This window comes from Pseudomonas sp. GW821-FHT07F05 (genome assembly GCF_059418765.1).
Window position 1 is genome coordinate 137,951 of sequence record NZ_JBWKQL010000013.1, and the last position, 19,472, is coordinate 157,422.

The window sequence follows — 19,472 nt, forward strand, 5'->3', positions numbered from 1 at the left end:
TCAGCGCAGCATGCCGCTGCCGTAGCCCTTCAGGTTGGCTTTCTTCATCAGGGATTCATACTGGTGCGAAACGAGGTGCGATTGCACTTGGGACATGAAGTCCATCACAACCACGACCACGATCAGCAACGAGGTCCCGCCAAGGTAAAACGGCACGTTTGCAGCGACCACGAGAAACTGTGGAAGCAAGCACACGGCCATCATATAGAGAGCACCGAACATGGTCAGACGAGTCAGAACACCATCAATATAGCGCGCAGACTGCTCACCAGGACGAATGCCCGGAATAAAGGCACCGGACTTCTTCAGGTTTTCCGCTACGTCTTTCGGATTGAACATCAACGCCGTATAGAAGAAGCAGAAGAAAATAATCCCTGCACTAAACAGCAGAATATTCAACGGCTGACCAGGTGCGATCGACTGCGAGATGTCCTGCAACCAGCCCATACCTTCAGACTGACCGAACCAGGCACCCAGCGAAGCCGGAAACAGCAAGATGCTGCTAGCGAAGATGGCAGGAATAACGCCCGCCATGTTCACTTTCAACGGCAAGTGGCTCGTCTGCGCAGCGAAGACCTTGCGGCCCTGCTGACGTTTGGCGTAGTGAACAGCAATACGACGCTGACCACGCTCGATGAACACCACGAAACCGATGATCGCTACTGCCAGCAAACCGATGGCGACCAAGGCGAAGATATTGATATCACCCTGACGTGCAGACTCGAAAGACTGCCCGATCGCTCTCGGAAGACCGGCGACGATACCCGAAAAAATCAACATCGAGATACCGTTGCCAACACCTCGCTCAGTGATCTGCTCGCCCAGCCACATCATGAACAGCGCACCAGCAACAAAGGTGGTGACTGCAACGAAGTGGAAGCCGATATCTGCTGAGAACGCAACGCCCTGACCGGCCAAACCAATGGACATGCCAATAGCTTGAACCAGAGCCAGGACGACGGTGCCATAGCGGGTGTACTGGCTGATCTTACGACGACCAGCCTCACCTTCCTTCTTCAACTGCTCCAGCTGCGGGCTGACCGCGGTCATGAGCTGCATGATGATCGATGCCGAGATATACGGCATGATCCCCAGTGCAAAAATGCTCATGCGCTCCAGCGCACCACCTGAAAACATGTTGAACAAGCTAAGAATGGTCCCCTCATTCTGTCGAAACAGGTCCGCCAGACGGTCAGGGTTGATACCCGGAACTGGGATATGCGCACCGATCCGATAGACGATAATCGCCAGGAACAGGAAACGCAGACGAGCCCAGAGTTCGGACAACCCGCCGCTTTTGCCTAGCGCTGAGAGAGCACCTTGCTTAGCCATTTATTCCTCGAACTTGCCGCCAGCTGCTTCGATAGCCGCACGCGCACCTTTGGTGGCTGCGATACCTTTGAGGGTGACTGCGCGAGTAACCTCACCGGACAGCATGATTTTCACACGCTGTACGTTTTGGTTGATCACGTTGGCATCCTTCAGGGACTGCACAGTGACGACGCCTTCTACTTTAGCCAGCTCGGAGGTGCGAACTTCAGCACGATCCATAGCTTTCAAAGAGACGAAGCCGAACTTGGGCAGACGACGATGCAACGGCTGTTGGCCGCCTTCGAAGCCCGGAGCAATGGTGCCACCGGAGCGGGAGGTCTGACCTTTGTGGCCACGGCCACCGGTCTTGCCCAAACCACTACCGATACCACGGCCCGGACGATGCTTTTCGCGACGGGAACCCGGCGCTGGACTCAGATCATTGAGTTTCATCGATTAACCCTCGACTCGCAGCATGTAGTAAGCCTTGTTGATCATCCCACGGTTTTCCGGGGTATCAACGACTTCTACAGTGTGACCGATGCGACGCAGACCCAAACCCTTAACGCACAATTTGTGGTTAGGGATGCGGCCGGTCATGCTTTTGATCAGCGTTACTTTAACGGTAGCCATGATCAGAAGATCTCCTGGACGTTCAGGCCGCGTTTAGCAGCGATGGACTCAGGGGACTGCATGGTCTTCAAACCCTTGAACGTTGCGTGAACAACGTTGACCGGGTTAGTCGAACCGTAGCACTTGGCCAGAACGTTGTGGACGCCAGCAACTTCGAGAACGGCGCGCATTGCGCCGCCAGCGATGATGCCAGTACCTTCCGACGCAGGCTGCATGTAGACCTTCGAAGCCCCATGAGCGGACTTGATAGCGTACTGCAGCGTGGTGCCGTTCAGATCAACCTGGATCATGTTGCGGCGAGCAGCTTCCATTGCCTTCTGGATCGCAGCAGGCACTTCACGTGACTTGCCACGGCCGAAGCCAACACGCCCTTTACCATCACCAACCACGGTCAACGCGGTGAAAGTGAAGATACGGCCGCCTTTAACGGTTTTTGCTACGCGATTAACTTGTACCAGCTTCTCGATGTAGCCTTCGTCGCGTTTTTGGTCGTTATTTGACATAACTTAGAACTCCAGCCCGCCTTCACGAGCAGCATCAGCCAGCGCCTTAACGCGACCGTGGTACTTGAAGCCAGAACGATCAAAAGCCACTTGCGATACACCGGCGGCTTTCGCACGCTCAGCGATCAGCTGGCCAACTTTAGTGGCCGCGTCGATGTTGCCAGTGGCGCCATCACGCAGTTCTTTGTCCAAAGTCGAGGCGTTTGCCAGGACTTTGCTGCCGTCGGCCGAGATGACCTGGGCATAAATGTGCTGCGAAGAGCGGTACACGCAGAGACGCACGACTTCGAGTTCGTGCATTTTCAGGCGTGCTTTGCGAGCGCGACGCAGTCGGGTAACTTTTTTGACGGTCATTTGCTATGCCCTACTTCTTCTTGGCTTCTTTACGACGGACGACTTCGTCCGCGTAACGCACGCCTTTGCCTTTGTACGGCTCTGGACGGCGGAAGTCGCGGATCTCAGCGGCCACTTGACCAACCAACTGCTTGTCGATACCGCGAATAACGATATCGGTTTGGTTGGGAGTCTCAGCGGTGATGCCTTCCGGCAATTCGTAGTCCACTGGGTGCGAGAAGCCAAGGGCCAGGTTCAGTACCGTGCCTTTTGCTTGCGCTTTGTAACCAACACCGACCAGCTGGAGCTTGCGCTCGAAGCCTTGGCTTACGCCTTGGACCATGTTGTTTACCAACGCACGAGTGGTACCGGCCATTGCGCGAGTTTGTTGATCGCCGTTGCGAGCAGCAAAACGCAGCTCACCGGACTCTTCAACAATTTCAACGGACGAATGAATGTTCAGGTCTAGAGTGCCCTTGGCACCCTTCACCGAAAGCTGCTGGCCGACGAGCTTGACTTCGACGCCTGCTGGCAACTTAACGGGGTTCTTAGCTACGCGTGACATGCTTATCCCCCCTTAGAACACAGTGCAAAGCACTTCGCCGCCGACACCGGCAGCGCGCGCAGCACGATCCGTCATCACACCTTTGTTGGTGGAGACGATAGACACACCGAGGCCGCCACGAACTTTTGGCAACTCATCGACGGACTTGTACTGACGCAGGCCTGGACGGCTAACGCGCTTCACTTCCTCGATGACCGGACGGCCTTCGAAGTACTTCAGCTCGATGGATAGCAACGGCTTTGTTTCGCTGCTGATCTGATAACCCGCAATGTAACCTTCGTCCTTCAGGACTTTGGCTACAGCCACCTTCAACGTGGAGGATGGCATGCTTACGACGGGCTTTTCAGCCATCTGGGCATTACGGATACGAGTTAGCATGTCCGCTAACGGGTCCTGCATACTCATGGGCTAGACGCTCCTGATACAAAAAAAATGAGCCTTACGGCTACAACCTGTCGCCTTAAAATTCCGGGCACGTGCGAGCACGGGCTCTGGCGAGCCGGCAATTCTAGGCGCACCCCAGAAATGAATCAAGCCCCAAAAGGGGCTTGATTCAAATTCAGGCTCTACGCCCATCGGTTCGACGTGAACACAATGGGCATACTGCGTGAATAACTGCTTACCAGCTGGCTTTAACCAGACCTGGTACGTCGCCACGCATTGCTGCTTGACGCAGCATGTTACGGCCGAGGCCGAACTTGCGGTACACGCCGTGCGGACGACCTGTCAGGCGGCAACGGTTACGCATGCGCGAGGCACTTGCGTCACGTGGCTGCTTCTGCAGTGCGACCGTAGCTTCCCAACGTGCTTCTGGACTTGCGTTCAGATCCACGATGATCGCTTTCAGCGCAGCACGCTTGGTAGCGTACTTGGCAACGGTGAGCTGACGCTTCAGCTCACGGTTTTTCATGCTCTTCTTGGCCATGGTCCTACTCCAATCAGTTGCGGAACGGGAACTTGAAAGCACGCAGCAATGCGCGACCTTCTTCGTCCGTACGAGCAGTGGTGGTCAGGGTAATGTCCAGACCGCGCAGGGCATCGATCTTGTCGTAGTCGATTTCCGGGAAAATGATCTGCTCTTTAACGCCCATGCTGTAGTTACCACGACCATCGAAGGACTTGGCATTCAGGCCGCGGAAGTCGCGGACCCGAGGCAGGGAGATCGACAGCAGACGATCCAGGAATTCATACATACGCTCACGGCGCAGAGTCACTTTGACGCCGATCGGCCAACCTTCACGGACTTTAAAGCCAGCGATAGATTTGCGAGCGTAGGTCACGACGACTTTTTGGCCGGTGATTTTTTCCAGATCTGCAACAGCGTGCTCGATGACTTTTTTGTCGCCGATCGCTTCGCCCAGACCCATGTTCAGGGTGATCTTGGTAACGCGTGGAACTTCCATCACGTTCGAAAGCTTAAGTTCTTCCTTAAGCTTCGGTGCGATTTCTTTCCAGTAAATCTCTTTTAGTCGTGCCATGGTCTTCTACCTAGCAGTGTTCAAGCATCAACCGCTTTTTGGGTCGACTTGAAGACACGAATTTTCTTGCCGTCTTCAACTTTGAAACCAACGCGGTCAGCCTTGTTGGTTGCGCCGTTGAAAATGGCGACGTTAGAAGCGTGCAATGGCGCTTCTTTCTCGACGATACCGCCCTGTACGCCCGACATCGGGTTTGGCTTGGTATGACGCTTCACCAGGTTGATCCCACCAACGACCAAGCGGTCGTCAGCGAGAACCTTGAGCACCTTACCGCGCTTACCTTTGTCTTTGCCGGCGATCACGATGATCTCGTCGTCACGACGAATCTTTTGCATGTCGGATCTCCTTACAGCACTTCTGGGGCGAGCGAGACGATCTTCATGAACTTCTCAGTACGAAGTTCACGGGTCACTGGCCCAAAGATACGGGTGCCGATCGGCTCTTGCTTGTTGTTCAACAGAACAGCAGCGTTGCCATCAAAGCGGATGATGGAGCCGTCTGCGCGACGAACACCATGGCGAGTGCGGACTACTACTGCAGTCATCACTTGGCCTTTTTTCACCTTACCGCGCGGAATTGCTTCCTTGACGGTAACTTTGATGATGTCACCGATACCAGCGTAACGACGATGAGAGCCACCAAGCACCTTGATGCACATAACGCGGCGTGCGCCGCTGTTATCGGCCACATCGAGCATGGATTGAGTCTGAATCATATAATTTCTCCGACCCCTAGCCCTTAGACTTCCACAGCGCGTTCGAGAACATCAACCAGTGCCCAGGACTTAGTCTTGGCCATCGGACGAGTTTCACGAATAGTGACCTTGTCGCCGATGTGGCACTGATTGGTTTCGTCGTGCGCGTGCAGCTTAGTCGAACGCTTAACGTATTTACCGTAGATTGGGTGCTTGACGCGACGCTCGATCAGTACGGTGATGGTCTTGTCCATCTTGTCGCTGACGACACGGCCAGTCAGCGTACGGACGGTTTTTTCGGCTTCAGCCATGATTACTTACCTGCCTGCTGGTTGAGCACAGTCTTCACGCGAGCGATGTCACGCTTAACTTGCGAGAGCAGGTGAGACTGCCCCAACTGGCCAGTTGCTTTCTGCATGCGCAGATTGAACTGGTCGCGCAGCAAGCCGAGCAGTTGCTCGTTCAGTTGCTGTGCTGATTTTTCACGAAGTTCATTCGCTTTCATCACATCACCGTCCGCTTAACAAAGGAGGTGGCGAGCGGCAGCTTTGCAGCAGCCAGGGCGAAAGCCTCACGCGCCAACTCTTCGGAAACACCCTCGATTTCATACAGGACTTTGCCTGGCTGAATCTGGGCAACCCAGTACTCCACGTTACCCTTACCTTTACCCATCCGAACTTCGAGTGGCTTTTTGGTGACAGGCTTGTCCGGGAATACACGGATCCAGATCTTGCCGCCACGTTTAACGTGACGGGTCAGTGCACGACGCGCTGACTCGATCTGACGAGCGGTGAGACGACCACGAGCAACAGACTTCAGCGCGAACTCGCCGAAGCTGACTTTGCTACCGCGCAATGCCAGACCACGGTTGTGGCCGGTCATCTGCTTGCGGAACTTCGTACGCTTAGGTTGCAACATTTGGCGTACCCCTTACTTAGCAGCTTTTTTACGAGGCGCTGGTGCTTGCGGTTTCAGCTCTTCTTGGCGACCACCAATTACTTCGCCTTTGAAGATCCAAACCTTTACACCGATCACACCGTAAGTGGTGTGAGCTTCGTAGTTGGCATAGTCGATGTCGGCACGCAGGGTGTGCAATGGCACACGACCTTCGCGATACCATTCAGTACGTGCGATTTCAGCACCGCCGAGACGACCGCTCACTTGGATTTTGATGCCTTTGGCACCAATGCGCATGGCGTTCTGCACTGCACGCTTCATAGCGCGACGGAACATTACGCGACGCTCCAGCTGCTGAGCTACGCTCTGCGCAACCAGCATACCGTCGAGCTCCGGCTTACGGATCTCTTCGATATTGATGTGCACAGGCACACCCATTTGCTTGGTCAGGTCCTGACGCAGCTTCTCAACATCTTCACCTTTCTTCCCGATAACGATACCTGGACGAGCGGTGTGGATGGTGATGCGTGCAGTCTGCGCCGGACGATGGATATCGATACGGCTTACGGACGCGCTTTTTAGTTTGTCTTGGAGATACTCTCGCACCTTCAGATCAGCGAACAAATAGTCCGCATAAGTCCGACCGTCTGCGTACCAGACGGAGGTGTGCTCCTTGACGATTCCCAGGCGAATGCCAATGGGATGTACTTTCTGACCCATCTCTTCGACTCCGTTACTTGTCAGCAACCTTGACAGTGATATGGCAAGACCGCTTGACGATGCGATCAGCACGGCCTTTGGCACGTGGCATGATGCGCTTCAGCGAACGCCCTTCGTTGACGAAAACGGTGGAGACCTTGAGGTCATCAACGTCTGCGCCTTCGTTATGCTCGGCGTTGGCTACGGCCGACTCCAGCACTTTCTTCATGATCTCGGCGGCTTTCTTACTGCTGAAAGCCAACAGGTTGAGCGCTTCGCCCACCTTCTTCCCGCGGATCTGGTCGGCGACCAAGCGGGCTTTCTGGGCGGAGATTCGAGCGCCCGACAACTTAGCGGCTACTTCCATCGTTCCTTACCCCTTAACGCTTGGCTTTCTTGTCTGCCACGTGCCCACGATAAGTGCGGGTACCGGCAAACTCGCCTAGTTTGTGGCCGACCATGTCTTCGTTCACGAGAACAGGAACATGCTGACGACCGTTATGCACAGCAATGGTCAAACCGACCATTTGTGGCAGGATCATAGAACGACGCGACCAGGTCTTAACTGGTTTGCGATCGTTCTTTTCCGCCGCCACTTCGATCTTCTTCAGTAGGTGAAGATCAATAAAAGGACCTTTTTTCAGAGAACGTGGCACTGTCGTATCCCTCTATTTACTTGCGACGACGGACGATCATTTTGTCGGTACGCTTATTACCACGAGTCTTCGCGCCCTTAGTCGGGAAGCCCCACGGCGATACCGGATGACGACCACCAGAGGTACGACCTTCACCACCACCATGTGGGTGGTCAACCGGGTTCATGGCAACACCACGAACGGTTGGGCGAACGCCACGCCAGCGTTTGGCACCAGCTTTACCCAGCGAACGCAGGCTGTGCTCGGAGTTCGAGACCTCACCCAGAGTCGCACGGCATTCAGCCAGAACTTTACGCATCTCACCGGAGCGAAGACGCAGAGTCACGTAGACACCTTCACGAGCGATCAGCTGTGCAGACGCACCAGCAGAACGAGCGATCTGAGCACCTTTACCCGGCTTCAGTTCGATGCCGTGAACGGTAGAACCCACTGGGATGTTGCGCAGCTGCAGAGCGTTGCCTGGCTTGATTGGAGCCAAAGCGCCCGCGATCAGCTGGTCGCCAGCACTCACGCCTTTAGGCGCGATGATGTAACGACGCTCGCCGTCTGCGTACAGCAGCAGTGCGATGTGAGCAGTACGGTTTGGATCGTATTCAATACGCTCGACGGTGGCAGCAATGCCATCCTTGTCGTTGCGACGGAAATCGACCAGACGATAATGCTGCTTATGACCACCACCGATGTGACGAGTAGTGATGCGGCCATTGTTGTTACGACCACCAGTCTTCGATTTTTTCTCGAGCAGCGGTGCGTGAGGAGCGCCTTTATGCAGCTCCTGGTTGACCACCTTGACCACAAAACGGCGGCCAGGGGAAGTCGGTTTGCATTTAACGATTGCCATGATGCACCCCTTCCTTACTCAGCACTGCTGCTGAAATCGAGATCTTGGCCTGGCTGAAGGGAGATAACCGCCTTCTTCCAGTCATTACGCTTGCCCAGACCGCGAGCAGTGCGCTTGGTCTTACCCATAACATTCAGGGTAGTGACACGCTCTACTTTCACGCTGAACAGGCTTTCGACGGCCTTCTTGATTTCCAGCTTGGTTGCATCAGTAGCAACCTTGAAAACGAACTGACCTTTTTTGTCTGCCAGAACCGTAGCCTTCTCGGAAACGTGCGGGCCAAGCAGAACTTTAAATACGCGTTCCTGGTTCATCCCAGCAGCTCCTCGAATTTCTTCACGGCCGACACAGTGATCAACACTTTGTCGTATGCGATCAGACTAACTGGATCGGAACCTTGAACATCACGTACATCAACGTGCGGCAGGTTACGAGCAGCCAGGTACAGGTTCTGATCAACAGCGTCCGACACGATCAAAACGTCGGTCAGGCTCATGTCATTCAGCTTGCCCAGCAGATCTTTGGTTTTCGGCGATTCAACAGCGAAATCCTGAACCACGACCAGACGATCAGTACGGACCAGTTCAGCAAGGATGGAGCGCAGTGCAGCGCGATACATCTTCTTGTTGAGCTTCTGAGAGTGATCCTGAGGACGTGCTGCGAAAGTGGTACCGCCGCCGCGCCAGATCGGGCTACGGATAGTACCGGCACGAGCACGGCCAGTACCCTTTTGACGCCAAGGGCGCTTACCGCCACCGGATACGTCAGAACGGGTCTTTTGCTGCTTGCTACCCTGACGACCGCCAGCCATGTAGGCCACGACTGCCTGGTGAACCAGCGTCTCGTTGAATTCGCCGCCAAATGTCAGTTCGGAAACTTCGATCGCTTGAGCGTCATTTACATTTAATTGCATGTCAGCTTCCCCTTAACCGCGAGCCTTGGCTGCTGGACGTACAACCACATTGCCGCCAGTAGCGCCAGGAACAGCACCCTTGACCAACAACAGATTGCGTTCAGCGTCCACGCGCACTACTTCCAGGGACTGCACGGTCACGCGCTCAGCGCCCATATGACCGGACATTTTTTTGCCCTTGAATACACGACCAGGAGTCTGGCACTGGCCGATAGAGCCCGGGACGCGGTGGGACACGGAGTTACCGTGAGTATTATCTTGACCACGGAAATTGTGGCGCTTGATAGTACCTTGGAAGCCTTTACCCTTGGACTGACCGGTAACATCTACCATCTGGCCAGCAGCAAAGATTTCTGCATTGATCAGATCGCCAGCCTTGTATTCGCCTTCTTCAAGACGGAATTCCAGGACAGTACGACCTGCAGCAACGTTCGCTTTAGCGAAGTGACCTGCTTGAGCAGCAGTCACACGGGAAGCACGACGAACGCCGACAGTGACTTGCACTGCACGATAGCCATCGACTTCTTCGGTTTTGAACTGGGTGACGCGATTCGGCTCGATCTCAATGACCGTAACCGGAATGGAGACACCTTCTTCGGTGAAAATACGGGTCATACCGCATTTACGACCGACTACACCAATAGTCATGTTGTAAACCTCATGAGTGTACGGGGCTTTCACCCGCTATGGCCGCCCATTTCAGAGCGTTACACGACTAAGACCCGAGTCTTAGCCGAGGCTGATCTGTACTTCCACACCTGCCGCAAGATCAAGCTTCATCAGCGCATCAACGGTTTTATCCGTTGGCTGGACGATGTCCAGAACACGCTTATGAGTGCGGATCTCGTACTGGTCGCGCGCGTCTTTGTTGACGTGCGGAGAAACCAGAACGGTGAACCGCTCTTTACGGGTAGGGAGTGGAATCGGACCACGCACTTGAGCACCAGTACGTTTCGCGGTTTCCACGATTTCCTGGGTGGATTGGTCGATCAGGCGATGGTCAAAAGCCTTCAACCTGATACGGATTTGCTGATTTTGCATTGGATTTCAGACTCCAGGCTACTTCCCACCGAGCGCAATACGCCCGTTTAAAGGAGGCGCAATTCTATAGACGAGCTAACGGGGTGTCAACCCAATAAAAAAGCCCCCGCAAGCGGGGGCTCTTTTTGAAGATCATCGCTTACGCGATGATTTTGGCCACGACGCCAGCGCCGACGGTACGACCGCCTTCACGAATAGCGAAACGCAGACCGTCTTCCATTGCGATTGGCTTGATCAGGGTAACGGAAACTTTCACGTTATCGCCTGGCATAACCATCTCAACGCCTTCCGGCAGTTCGCAGCTACCAGTTACGTCGGTAGTACGGAAGTAGAACTGTGGACGGTAGCCCTTGAAGAACGGAGTGTGACGGCCGCCTTCTTCTTTGCTCAGCACGTAAATTTCAGCTTCGAACTGAGTGTGCGGCTTGACGGTGCCTGGCTTGACCAGAACCTGGCCACGCTCAACGTCGTCACGCTTGGTGCCGCGCAACAGAACGCCGCAGTTCTCGCCAGCACGACCTTCGTCGAGCAGCTTACGGAACATTTCAACACCGGTGCAGGTGGTGACAGTAGTGTCACGCAGACCAACGATTTCCAGTGGATCTTGAACCTTGACGATACCGCGCTCAACACGACCAGTCACAACAGTACCGCGACCGGAGATCGAGAATACGTCTTCGATTGGCATCAGGAACGGCTTGTCGACAGCACGCTCTGGCTGAGGAATGTAGCTGTCCAGAGTTTCAACCAACTTCTTGACGGCAGTGGTGCCCATCTCGTTGTCGTCTTTGCCTTCCAACGCCATGCGTGCAGAGCCGATGATGATTGGAGTGTCGTCGCCCGGGAAGTCGTAAGTGCTCAGCAGATCGCGTACTTCCATCTCAACCAGTTCCAGCAGCTCAGCGTCGTCTACCAGGTCAGCCTTGTTCAGGAAGACCACGATGTACGGAACGCCTACCTGACGGGACAGCAGGATGTGCTCACGAGTTTGTGGCATCGGACCATCAGCAGCCGAACAAACCAGGATAGCGCCGTCCATTTGGGCAGCACCAGTGATCATGTTCTTCACGTAGTCGGCGTGACCTGGGCAGTCAACGTGTGCGTAGTGACGCACGGACGAGTTGTACTCAACGTGAGCAGTGTTGATGGTGATACCGCGAGCCTTCTCTTCTGGTGCGCTGTCGATCTTGTCGAAGTCAACACGAGCCGAACCGAAAACTTCGGAGCAGACGCGAGTCAGAGCAGCGGTCAGCGTGGTTTTACCATGGTCAACGTGACCGATAGTGCCAACGTTGACGTGCGGAAGGGAACGATCAAATTTTTCTTTAGCCACGACAAATAACTCCTAGCCTAAAGGCGCTGAATCAGCCTTGTTTTTTGGTTACAGTTTCGACGATGTGCGACGGAGCTGTATTGTATTTTTTGAATTCCATAGAGTAGCTTGCGCGACCTTGGGACATGGAGCGAACGTCGGTCGCATAACCGAACATCTCACCCAACGGAACCTCGGCACGAATTACTTTGCCGGAGACCGTATCTTCCATACCCAGGATCATGCCGCGACGACGATTAAGGTCGCCCATCACGTCACCCATATAGTCTTCAGGCGTAACAACCTCTACAGCCATGATCGGCTCAAGCAACTCACCACCGCCCTTCTGGGCCAGTTGCTTGGTCGCCATGGAAGCAGCCACCTTAAACGCCATCTCGTTCGAGTCGACGTCGTGGTAAGAACCATCAAACACGGTAGCCTTCAGGCCGATCAGCGGATAGCCGGCAACAACGCCGTTCTTCATCTGCTCTTCGATGCCCTTCTGGATAGCCGGGATGTATTCCTTAGGAACCACACCACCCACTACTTCGTTCACGAATTGCAGACCTTCCTGACCTTCGTCAGCAGGTGCAAAACGGATCCAGCAGTGGCCGAACTGACCACGACCGCCGGACTGGCGAACGAACTTGCCTTCGATTTCACAGTTCTTCGTGATGCGCTCACGATACGAAACCTGAGGCTTACCGATGTTGGCTTCGACGTTAAACTCACGGCGCATCCGGTCAACCAGGATGTCCAGGTGCAGCTCGCCCATGCCAGAGATGATCGTCTGACCAGTCTCTTCATCAGTTTTGACGCGGAAAGACGGGTCTTCCTGAGCAAGTTTGCCCAGTGCGATACCCATTTTTTCCTGGTCATCCTTGGTTTTAGGCTCTACGGCAACCGAAATAACCGGCTCCGGGAAGTCCATCCGAACCAGGATGATTGGCTTGTCAGCGTTGCACAACGTTTCACCAGTGGTGACGTCCTTCATGCCGATCAAGGCCGCGATGTCACCAGCGCGTACTTCCTTGATCTCTTCGCGAGCGTTTGCGTGCATTTGCACCATACGACCCACGCGCTCTTTTTTGCCCTTGACCGAGTTGATCACGCCGTCGCCGGATGCCAACACGCCCGAGTAAACACGGACGAACGTCAAGGTACCCACGAATGGGTCGGTAGCGATCTTGAACGCCAGAGCCGAGAACGGCTCGTTGTCGTCTGCGTGACGCTCCATCTCTTCTTCTTCGTTATCAGGGTTGGTGCCCTTGATAGCAGGAATGTCGACTGGAGCTGGCAGGTAGTCGATAACGGCGTCGAGAACCAGGGGGACACCCTTGTTCTTGAAGGAAGAACCGCAAACAGCAAGAACGATCTCACCAGCGATAGTACGCTGACGCAGAGCGGCCTTGATTTCCTCGTTGGTGAGTTCTTCACCCTCAAGGTACTTGTTCATCAGCTCTTCATTGGCTTCGGCCGCAGCCTCTACCATGTTGCTGCGCCATTCGTTAGCCAGTTCCTGCAATTCAGCAGGGATAGGCTTGCGAACCGGGACCATACCCTTATCGGCATCGTTCCAGTAGACCGCTTCCATGGACATCAGATCGATCTGACCCTGGAAGTTGTCTTCAGCACCAATTGCCAGCTGGATCGGCACCGGAGTGTGACCCAGACGCTGCTTGATCTGAGCAATTACGCGCAGGAAGTTTGCGCCAGCACGGTCCATTTTGTTCACGTAAACGATACGTGGAACACCGTACTTGTTGGCTTGACGCCATACAGTTTCGGACTGAGGCTCAACGCCAGAAGTACCACAGAACACAACGACCGCGCCGTCGAGTACACGCAGGGAACGCTCAACTTCAATGGTGAAGTCTACGTGGCCCGGGGTGTCAATGACGTTGAAGCGGTATTGGTCTTTGTGTTGCTTCTCGGAACCCTGCCAAAAGGCAGTAATAGCAGCAGAAGTAATGGTAATACCACGCTCCTGCTCCTGAACCATCCAGTCGGTGGTCGCGGCGCCGTCATGCACCTCGCCCATCTTGTGGCTTTTACCGGTGTAAAAAAGGACGCGCTCGGTGGTGGTGGTTTTACCAGCATCCACGTGAGCAACGATACCAATGTTACGGTAACGGTTGATCGGTGTAGTACGAGCCATAAAGCCCTCGCAAAATTAGTGACGCTGAAATTAGAAGCGGTAGTGCGAGAAAGCTTTGTTGGCTTCAGCCATACGGTGCACGTCTTCACGCTTCTTGACCGCAGCACCTTTACCTTCGGCGGCGTCCAACAGTTCGCCAGCCAAACGCAGAGCCATAGACTTCTCACCGCGCTTGCGCGCGAAGTCTACCAGCCAACGCATTGCCAGAGCATTACGACGGGACGGACGAACTTCGACCGGAACCTGGTAAGTAGCACCGCCTACACGGCGCGACTTCACTTCGACCAGCGGAGCGATGGCGTCGAGAGCTTTCTCGAAGATTTCCAGGGGATCGGAGTTCTTGCGTTCTTTAACCTTTTCCAGCGCGCCATAAACGATACGCTCGGCAACGGCTTTCTTGCCGCTTTCCATAACGTGGTTCATGAACTTGGCCAGGATCTGGCTGCCGTATTTTGGATCGTCAAGCACTTCGCGCTTGGCTGCTACGCGTCTTCTTGGCATGGATAAGCCCTCAAACGGTCTTCAGGTTCGCTCGGAATCAGCACCTACTGGCGCCTCCGACCTTACTCTTATCGACTCAGAAAATAAGATGATTCAATTTTTACAAAAAGCCGCTACTACTTAGGCTTCTTGGTACCGTACTTCGAACGACCCTGGTTACGACCTTTGACACCGGAGGTATCCAACGAACCGCGAACGGTGTGGTAACGAACACCTGGCAAGTCTTTTACACGGCCGCCGCGAATCAGTACGACGCTGTGCTCTTGCAGGTTGTGGCCTTCACCACCGATGTACGAGGAAACCTCGAAACCGTTGGTCAGACGCACACGGCAGACTTTACGCAATGCCGAGTTAGGTTTTTTCGGCGTAGTTGTATACACGCGAGTGCACACACCACGACGCTGCGGGCAGTTCTGCAGCGCAGGCACGTCGGATTTCTCGACGATACGCTTACGCGGCTGACGTACCAGCTGGTTGATAGTTGCCATCTACTAGCTCCACTGTTGTCTTGCGACGCTATTGTCTTACAAGAAAAGCAAAATGGCAGGACATACGTCCCGCCAGATTTAGGGGTACAAGAGTCTAAAGAGGATCCTGCCCCCAGTCAAGGCAAAGCCCCGATGTCCACAGCCACTGGCAACCCATAGAAACCGGGTAATGCCAATGACCATGAAAATCGGGGCCCTACTCTCAATTACTGCTTGAGTTCAACGCTTCGGTCAGCGCGGCTTCAACTTCGCTCGCACTTACACGCATCGGCTTGTCGGCTTCACGACGACGCTTGCGCTCGCTGTGATATGCCAGACCGGTACCTGCAGGGATCAAACGACCCACAACCACGTTTTCTTTCAGGCCGCGCAGATAATCACGCTTGCCGGTCACTGCCGCTTCGGTCAACACGCGAGTGGTCTCCTGGAAGGAGGCCGCCGAGATGAACGATTCGGTGGACAGCGAGGCCTTGGTGATACCGAGCAACACCCGAGTAAATTTGGAAACAAATTTCTCGTCAGCCGCGAGGCGCTCGTTTTCAACCAGTACGTGCGTCAACTCCATCTGGTCGCCCTTGATGAAGCTGGAGTCGCCCGACTCAGCGATCTCGACTTTACGCAGCATCTGACGCAGGATCGTCTCGATATGCTTGTCGTTGATCTTCACGCCTTGCAGGCGGTAAACGTCCTGAATCTCGTTGACGATGTATTTCGCCAGAGCGCTGACACCCAGCAGACGCAGGATATCGTGCGGATCGCTAGGACCGTCGGAGATAACCTCACCACGGCTGACCTGCTCACCTTCAAAGACGTTGAGGTGACGCCACTTTGGAATCAGCTCCTCGTACGGATCGGTACCATCGTTTGGCGTGATAACCAGACGGCGCTTGCCCTTGGTCTCTTTACCGAACGCGATCGTACCGCTGACTTCAGCCAGGATCGATGCTTCTTTCGGACGACGCGCTTCGAACAAGTCGGCAACGCGCGGCAGACCACCGGTGATGTCGCGAGTCTTGGAGGTCTCTTGCGGAATACGGGCGATAACGTCACCCACACCCACTTGCACACCATCCGCAACACCGACGAGGGCGTTTGCCGGCAGGAAGTACTGAGCGGGTACGTCGGTACCCGGCAACAACAGATCCTTGCCATCAACACCAACCATCTTGACCGCAGGACGAATGTCTTTACCTGCTGCAGGACGGTCTTTGGCATCCAGTACTTCGATGTTGGTCAAACCGGTCAATTCGTCGGTCTGGCGCTTGATCGTAATACCTTCTTCCATGCCCACGTAGGTCACGGTGCCTTTCATCTCGGTGACGATTGGGTGAGTGTGCGGATCCCACTTGGCCACGATGGACCCTGCGTCGACCTTGTCACCTTCCTTCACCAGAATCACAGCGCCATACGGCAGTTTGTAACGCTCGCGCTCACGCCCGAATTCGTCGGCAATTGCCAGCTCACCAGAACGCGAAACCGCGACCAAGTGGCCATCAAGACGCTCAACGTGCTTCAAGTTGTGCAGACGAACGATACCGCCGTTCTTGACCTGGACACTGTCCGCAGCAGAAGTACGGCTTGCCGCACCACCGATGTGGAATGTACGCATGGTCAGCTGGGTACCCGGCTCACCGATCGACTGCGCGGCGATAACGCCGACAGCTTCACCGATGTTCACCTGGTGACCACGTGCCAGATCTCGGCCGTAGCATTTGGCGCAAATACCGAAACGGGTTTCGCAGCTGATTGGGGAACGCACGATGACTTCGTCGATGCTATTCAGCTCGATGAATTCAACCCACTTCTCGTCAACCAGCGTGCCGCCTGGAACGATGACATCTTCAGTACCAGGCTTGAATACGTCACGGGCGATCACTCGACCCAATACGCGTTCGCCCAACGGCTCTACGACATCACCGCCTTCGATGTGCGGCGTCATTACCAGACCGTGTTCAGTACCGCAATCAACCTCGGTAACAACCAGATCTTGTGCCACGTCTACCAGACGACGAGTCAGGTAACCGGAGTTCGCGGTTTTCAACGCAGTATCCGCAAGACCCTTACGAGCACCGTGAGTCGAGATGAAGTACTGAAGAACGCTCAAACCTTCGCGGAAGTTCGCAGTGATCGGCGTCTCGATGATCGAGCCATCCGGCTTGGCCATCAGACCACGCATACCTGCCAGCTGACGAATCTGTGCTGCGGAACCCCGCGCACCCGAGTCGGCCATCATATACATCGAGTTGAAGGATTCCTGGTCAACAGTCTCACCGTGACGGTCCACAACCTTCTCTTTCGAGAGGTTGGACATCATCGCCTTCGAGACTTCATCGTTGGCCTTGGACCAGAGGTCGATCACCTTGTTGTACTTCTCGCCCTGAGTAACCAGGCCTGAGGCGTACTGACTTTCGATCTCTTTCACTTCATCGGTTGCGGCGTCGATGATGCGAGCTTTTTCATCAGGGATAACGAAGTCGTTAACGCCGATGGAAACACCCGAGATCGTCGAATAGGCAAAACCGGTGTACATCAACTGGTCAGCGAAGATAACGGTCTCTTTCAGGCCAACCACGCGATAGCACTGGTTGATCAGCTTGGAGATTGCCTTCTTCTTCATCGGCTGGTTGACGACGTCGTATGACAGGCCGGCCGGGACCACCTGGAACAGCAGCGCACGGCCGACGGTTGTGTCGACGATACGGGTGTTCTTGACGCTGCCACCGTCACGATCATTGACCGTTTCGTTGATGCGCACTTTTACTTTCGCATGCAGTGCGGCTTCGCCGGCACGGAACACACGGTCAACTTCCTGCAGATCCGCGAATACACGACCTTCGCCTTTGGCGTTGATCGCTTCACGAGTCATGTAGTACAGACCCAATACAACGTCCTGCGAAGGAACGATGATTGGCTCACCGTTAGCAGGCGACAGAATGTTGTTGGTCGACATCATCAGCGCACGGGCTTCAAGCTGGGCTTCCAGCGTCAGCGGCACGTGAACGGCCATCTGGTCACCGTCGAAGTCGGCGTTGTATGCCGCACAGACCAGCGGGTGCAGCTGGATTGCCTTACCTTCGATGAGGACCGGCTCAAACGCCTGGATGCCCAGACGGTGAAGCGTCGGCGCCCGGTTCAGAAGCACTGGGTGTTCGCGAATGACTTCGGCGAGAACGTCCCAGACTTCTGGCAGCTCGCGCTCAACCATCTTCTTGGCAGCTTTGATGGTGGTCGCGAGACCACGCATTTCGAGCTTGCCGAAAATGAATGGCTTGAACAGCTCAAGTGCCATCTTCTTCGGCAGACCGCACTGGTGCAGACGCAGGGTCGGACCTACGGTAATTACCGAACGGCCAGAGTAGTCAACACGCTTACCAAGCAAGTTCTGACGGAAACGACCCTGCTTACCCTTGATCATGTCAGCCAGGGATTTCAGAGGACGCTTGTTCGAACCAGTGATGGCGCGACCGCGACGACCGTTATCAAGCAGCGCATCCACAGCTTCCTGCAGCATGCGCTTTTCGTTGCGCACGATGATGTCAGGAGCAGACAGATCCAGCAGACGCTTCAAACGGTTGTTACGGTTGATCACCCGACGATACAGATCGTTGAGGTCAGAAGTCGCGAAGCGACCACCATCCAGTGGAACCAGTGGACGCAGGTCTGGCGGAAGAACCGGCAGAACGGTCAACACCATCCACTCTGGAAGGTTGCCGGAACCCTGGAAGGCTTCCATCAACTTCAGACGTTTGGACAGCTTCTTGATTTTGGTTTCGGAGTTGGTTTGCGGAATCTCTTCGCGCAGACGGCCAATCTCGTGTTCCAGATCAATAGCGTGCAGCAGCTCACGGACAGCTTCGGCACCCATACGGGCGTCGAAGTCATCACCGAACTCTTCAAGGGCTTCGAAGTATTGCTCGTCGTTAAGCAACTGCCCTTTTTCGAGGGTAGTCATGCCCGGATCGATAACGACATAGCTCTCGAAGTAGAGAACGCGTTCGATGTCACGCAGGGTCATGTCCATCAGCAAGCCGATACGGGACGGCAGTGATTTCAGGAACCAGATGTGAGCAACCGGCGATGCCAGTTCGATGTGAGCCATGCGCTCACGACGGACTTTGGCCAGTGCGACTTCAACGCCGCATTTTTCGCAGATAACGCCACGATGCTTCAAGCGCTTGTACTTACCGCACAGGCACTCGTAATCCTTGACCGGGCCAAAGATCTTGGCGCAGAAAAGGCCGTCACGCTCAGGTTTGAACGTACGGTAGTTTATGGTTTCCGGCTTTTTAACTTCACCGAACGACCACGAACGGATCATCTCAGGCGATGCCAATCCGATACGGATGGCGTCGAACTCTTCGACTTGACCCTGGTTTTTCAGCAAATTCAGTAGGTCTTTCAAGGCCTTTCCTCCTGGCGGAGCAGAGGGCAGTCATACCGACCCGCCCT

General features: G+C 54.8%; 27 protein-coding genes. All 27 read right to left on the bottom strand.

The window, feature by feature from the left end:
• The 27 genes from secY to rpoC all read right to left on the bottom strand — a co-directional run bounded on the left by secY (position 1) and on the right by rpoC (position 19,425).
• Positions 1-1,332 carry a preprotein translocase subunit SecY gene (secY, locus tag AC07RO_RS22485; protein ID WP_065988454.1) on the bottom strand — a complete coding sequence of 444 codons (1,332 nt, stop codon included), beginning with the start codon at positions 1,330-1,332 and terminating at the stop codon, positions 1-3.
• The gene (gene rplO, locus AC07RO_RS22490) at positions 1,333-1,764 is read right to left on the bottom strand and encodes a 50S ribosomal protein L15 (RefSeq protein WP_037017733.1); all 432 of its coding nucleotides are present in this window, start codon (positions 1,762-1,764) and stop codon (positions 1,333-1,335) included.
• A 3-nt stretch (positions 1,765-1,767) separates the two neighbouring features.
• Complete coding sequence (rpmD, locus tag AC07RO_RS22495; protein ID WP_028621547.1) at positions 1,768-1,944, bottom strand: 50S ribosomal protein L30; 177 nt, start codon at positions 1,942-1,944, stop codon at positions 1,768-1,770.
• 2 nt (positions 1,945-1,946) lie between these two features.
• The gene (rpsE, locus tag AC07RO_RS22500; protein ID WP_037017729.1) at positions 1,947-2,447 is read right to left on the bottom strand and encodes a 30S ribosomal protein S5; all 501 of its coding nucleotides are present in this window, start codon (positions 2,445-2,447) and stop codon (positions 1,947-1,949) included.
• A gap of 3 nt (positions 2,448-2,450) precedes the next feature.
• Positions 2,451-2,801 (bottom strand): 50S ribosomal protein L18, encoded by a 351-nt coding sequence (gene rplR, locus AC07RO_RS22505; RefSeq protein ID WP_037017727.1) that lies wholly within the window; start codon positions 2,799-2,801, stop codon positions 2,451-2,453.
• Between the two features lie 10 nt (positions 2,802-2,811).
• Entirely contained in the window at positions 2,812-3,345 is a 534-nt protein-coding gene (rplF, locus tag AC07RO_RS22510; protein ID WP_108121485.1) for a 50S ribosomal protein L6, read from the bottom strand.
• A gap of 12 nt (positions 3,346-3,357) precedes the next feature.
• Entirely contained in the window at positions 3,358-3,750 is a 393-nt protein-coding gene (rpsH, locus tag AC07RO_RS22515) for a 30S ribosomal protein S8 (protein ID WP_037017722.1), read from the bottom strand.
• A gap of 214 nt (positions 3,751-3,964) precedes the next feature.
• Positions 3,965-4,270 carry a 30S ribosomal protein S14 gene (gene rpsN / locus AC07RO_RS22520; RefSeq protein ID WP_003186042.1) on the bottom strand — a complete coding sequence of 102 codons (306 nt, stop codon included), beginning with the start codon at positions 4,268-4,270 and terminating at the stop codon, positions 3,965-3,967.
• 13 nt (positions 4,271-4,283) lie between these two features.
• Positions 4,284-4,823, bottom strand: a complete 540-nt coding sequence (gene rplE / locus AC07RO_RS22525) for a 50S ribosomal protein L5 (RefSeq protein WP_037017720.1) — start codon at positions 4,821-4,823, stop codon at positions 4,284-4,286.
• Between the two features lie 20 nt (positions 4,824-4,843).
• Entirely contained in the window at positions 4,844-5,158 is a 315-nt protein-coding gene (gene rplX, locus AC07RO_RS22530; protein WP_002555478.1) for a 50S ribosomal protein L24, read from the bottom strand.
• A gap of 11 nt (positions 5,159-5,169) precedes the next feature.
• On the bottom strand, positions 5,170-5,538 hold the full coding sequence (gene rplN / locus AC07RO_RS22535; RefSeq protein WP_002555479.1) for a 50S ribosomal protein L14: 369 nt from the start codon (positions 5,536-5,538) through the stop codon (positions 5,170-5,172).
• A gap of 23 nt (positions 5,539-5,561) precedes the next feature.
• Positions 5,562-5,828 carry a 30S ribosomal protein S17 gene (gene rpsQ / locus AC07RO_RS22540; RefSeq protein WP_003194644.1) on the bottom strand — a complete coding sequence of 89 codons (267 nt, stop codon included), beginning with the start codon at positions 5,826-5,828 and terminating at the stop codon, positions 5,562-5,564.
• Positions 5,829-5,830: 2 nt separating this feature from the next.
• Positions 5,831-6,022: a 50S ribosomal protein L29 gene (rpmC, locus tag AC07RO_RS22545; RefSeq protein WP_002555481.1), complete on the bottom strand. Its 192-nt coding sequence runs from the start codon at positions 6,020-6,022 to the stop codon at positions 5,831-5,833.
• Positions 6,022-6,435 carry a 50S ribosomal protein L16 gene (gene rplP, locus AC07RO_RS22550; protein WP_003186052.1) on the bottom strand — a complete coding sequence of 138 codons (414 nt, stop codon included), beginning with the start codon at positions 6,433-6,435 and terminating at the stop codon, positions 6,022-6,024. Before rplP ends, rpmC begins: the two co-directional genes overlap by 1 nt.
• A 12-nt stretch (positions 6,436-6,447) precedes the next feature.
• On the bottom strand, positions 6,448-7,134 hold the full coding sequence (gene rpsC, locus AC07RO_RS22555) for a 30S ribosomal protein S3 (protein ID WP_003176422.1): 687 nt from the start codon (positions 7,132-7,134) through the stop codon (positions 6,448-6,450).
• A gap of 13 nt (positions 7,135-7,147) precedes the next feature.
• Entirely contained in the window at positions 7,148-7,480 is a 333-nt protein-coding gene (rplV, locus tag AC07RO_RS22560; RefSeq protein ID WP_003103908.1) for a 50S ribosomal protein L22, read from the bottom strand.
• Between the two features lie 13 nt (positions 7,481-7,493).
• Entirely contained in the window at positions 7,494-7,769 is a 276-nt protein-coding gene (rpsS, locus tag AC07RO_RS22565) for a 30S ribosomal protein S19 (protein ID WP_002555486.1), read from the bottom strand.
• Between the two features lie 16 nt (positions 7,770-7,785).
• Positions 7,786-8,610 carry a 50S ribosomal protein L2 gene (gene rplB / locus AC07RO_RS22570; protein WP_003210080.1) on the bottom strand — a complete coding sequence of 275 codons (825 nt, stop codon included), beginning with the start codon at positions 8,608-8,610 and terminating at the stop codon, positions 7,786-7,788.
• A gap of 14 nt (positions 8,611-8,624) precedes the next feature.
• Complete coding sequence (gene rplW / locus AC07RO_RS22575; RefSeq protein ID WP_065988457.1) at positions 8,625-8,924, bottom strand: 50S ribosomal protein L23; 300 nt, start codon at positions 8,922-8,924, stop codon at positions 8,625-8,627.
• Positions 8,921-9,523 (bottom strand): 50S ribosomal protein L4, encoded by a 603-nt coding sequence (gene rplD / locus AC07RO_RS22580; RefSeq protein ID WP_037017717.1) that lies wholly within the window; start codon positions 9,521-9,523, stop codon positions 8,921-8,923. Before rplD ends, rplW begins: the two co-directional genes overlap by 4 nt.
• Positions 9,524-9,535: 12 nt before the next feature.
• Positions 9,536-10,171 (bottom strand): 50S ribosomal protein L3, encoded by a 636-nt coding sequence (gene rplC / locus AC07RO_RS22585; RefSeq protein ID WP_065988459.1) that lies wholly within the window; start codon positions 10,169-10,171, stop codon positions 9,536-9,538.
• Between the two features lie 81 nt (positions 10,172-10,252).
• Positions 10,253-10,564, bottom strand: coding sequence for a 30S ribosomal protein S10 (gene rpsJ / locus AC07RO_RS22590; RefSeq protein ID WP_003186070.1), 312 nt, complete (start codon positions 10,562-10,564; stop codon positions 10,253-10,255).
• Positions 10,565-10,703: 139 nt separating this feature from the next.
• The gene (tuf, locus tag AC07RO_RS22595) at positions 10,704-11,897 is read right to left on the bottom strand and encodes an elongation factor Tu (protein ID WP_024646116.1); all 1,194 of its coding nucleotides are present in this window, start codon (positions 11,895-11,897) and stop codon (positions 10,704-10,706) included.
• 31 nt (positions 11,898-11,928) lie between these two features.
• Positions 11,929-14,034 carry an elongation factor G gene (gene fusA / locus AC07RO_RS22600; RefSeq protein ID WP_192174976.1) on the bottom strand — a complete coding sequence of 702 codons (2,106 nt, stop codon included), beginning with the start codon at positions 14,032-14,034 and terminating at the stop codon, positions 11,929-11,931.
• 30 nt (positions 14,035-14,064) lie between these two features.
• Complete coding sequence (rpsG, locus tag AC07RO_RS22605; RefSeq protein WP_002555493.1) at positions 14,065-14,535, bottom strand: 30S ribosomal protein S7; 471 nt, start codon at positions 14,533-14,535, stop codon at positions 14,065-14,067.
• A gap of 116 nt (positions 14,536-14,651) precedes the next feature.
• A complete protein-coding gene (gene rpsL, locus AC07RO_RS22610) occupies positions 14,652-15,023 on the bottom strand; it encodes a 30S ribosomal protein S12 (RefSeq protein ID WP_002555494.1) in 372 nt (123 codons plus the stop codon).
• A gap of 202 nt (positions 15,024-15,225) precedes the next feature.
• Positions 15,226-19,425, bottom strand: coding sequence for a DNA-directed RNA polymerase subunit beta' (gene rpoC, locus AC07RO_RS22615; RefSeq protein ID WP_108121483.1), 4,200 nt, complete (start codon positions 19,423-19,425; stop codon positions 15,226-15,228).
• Positions 19,426-19,472: the final 47 nt, after the last annotated feature.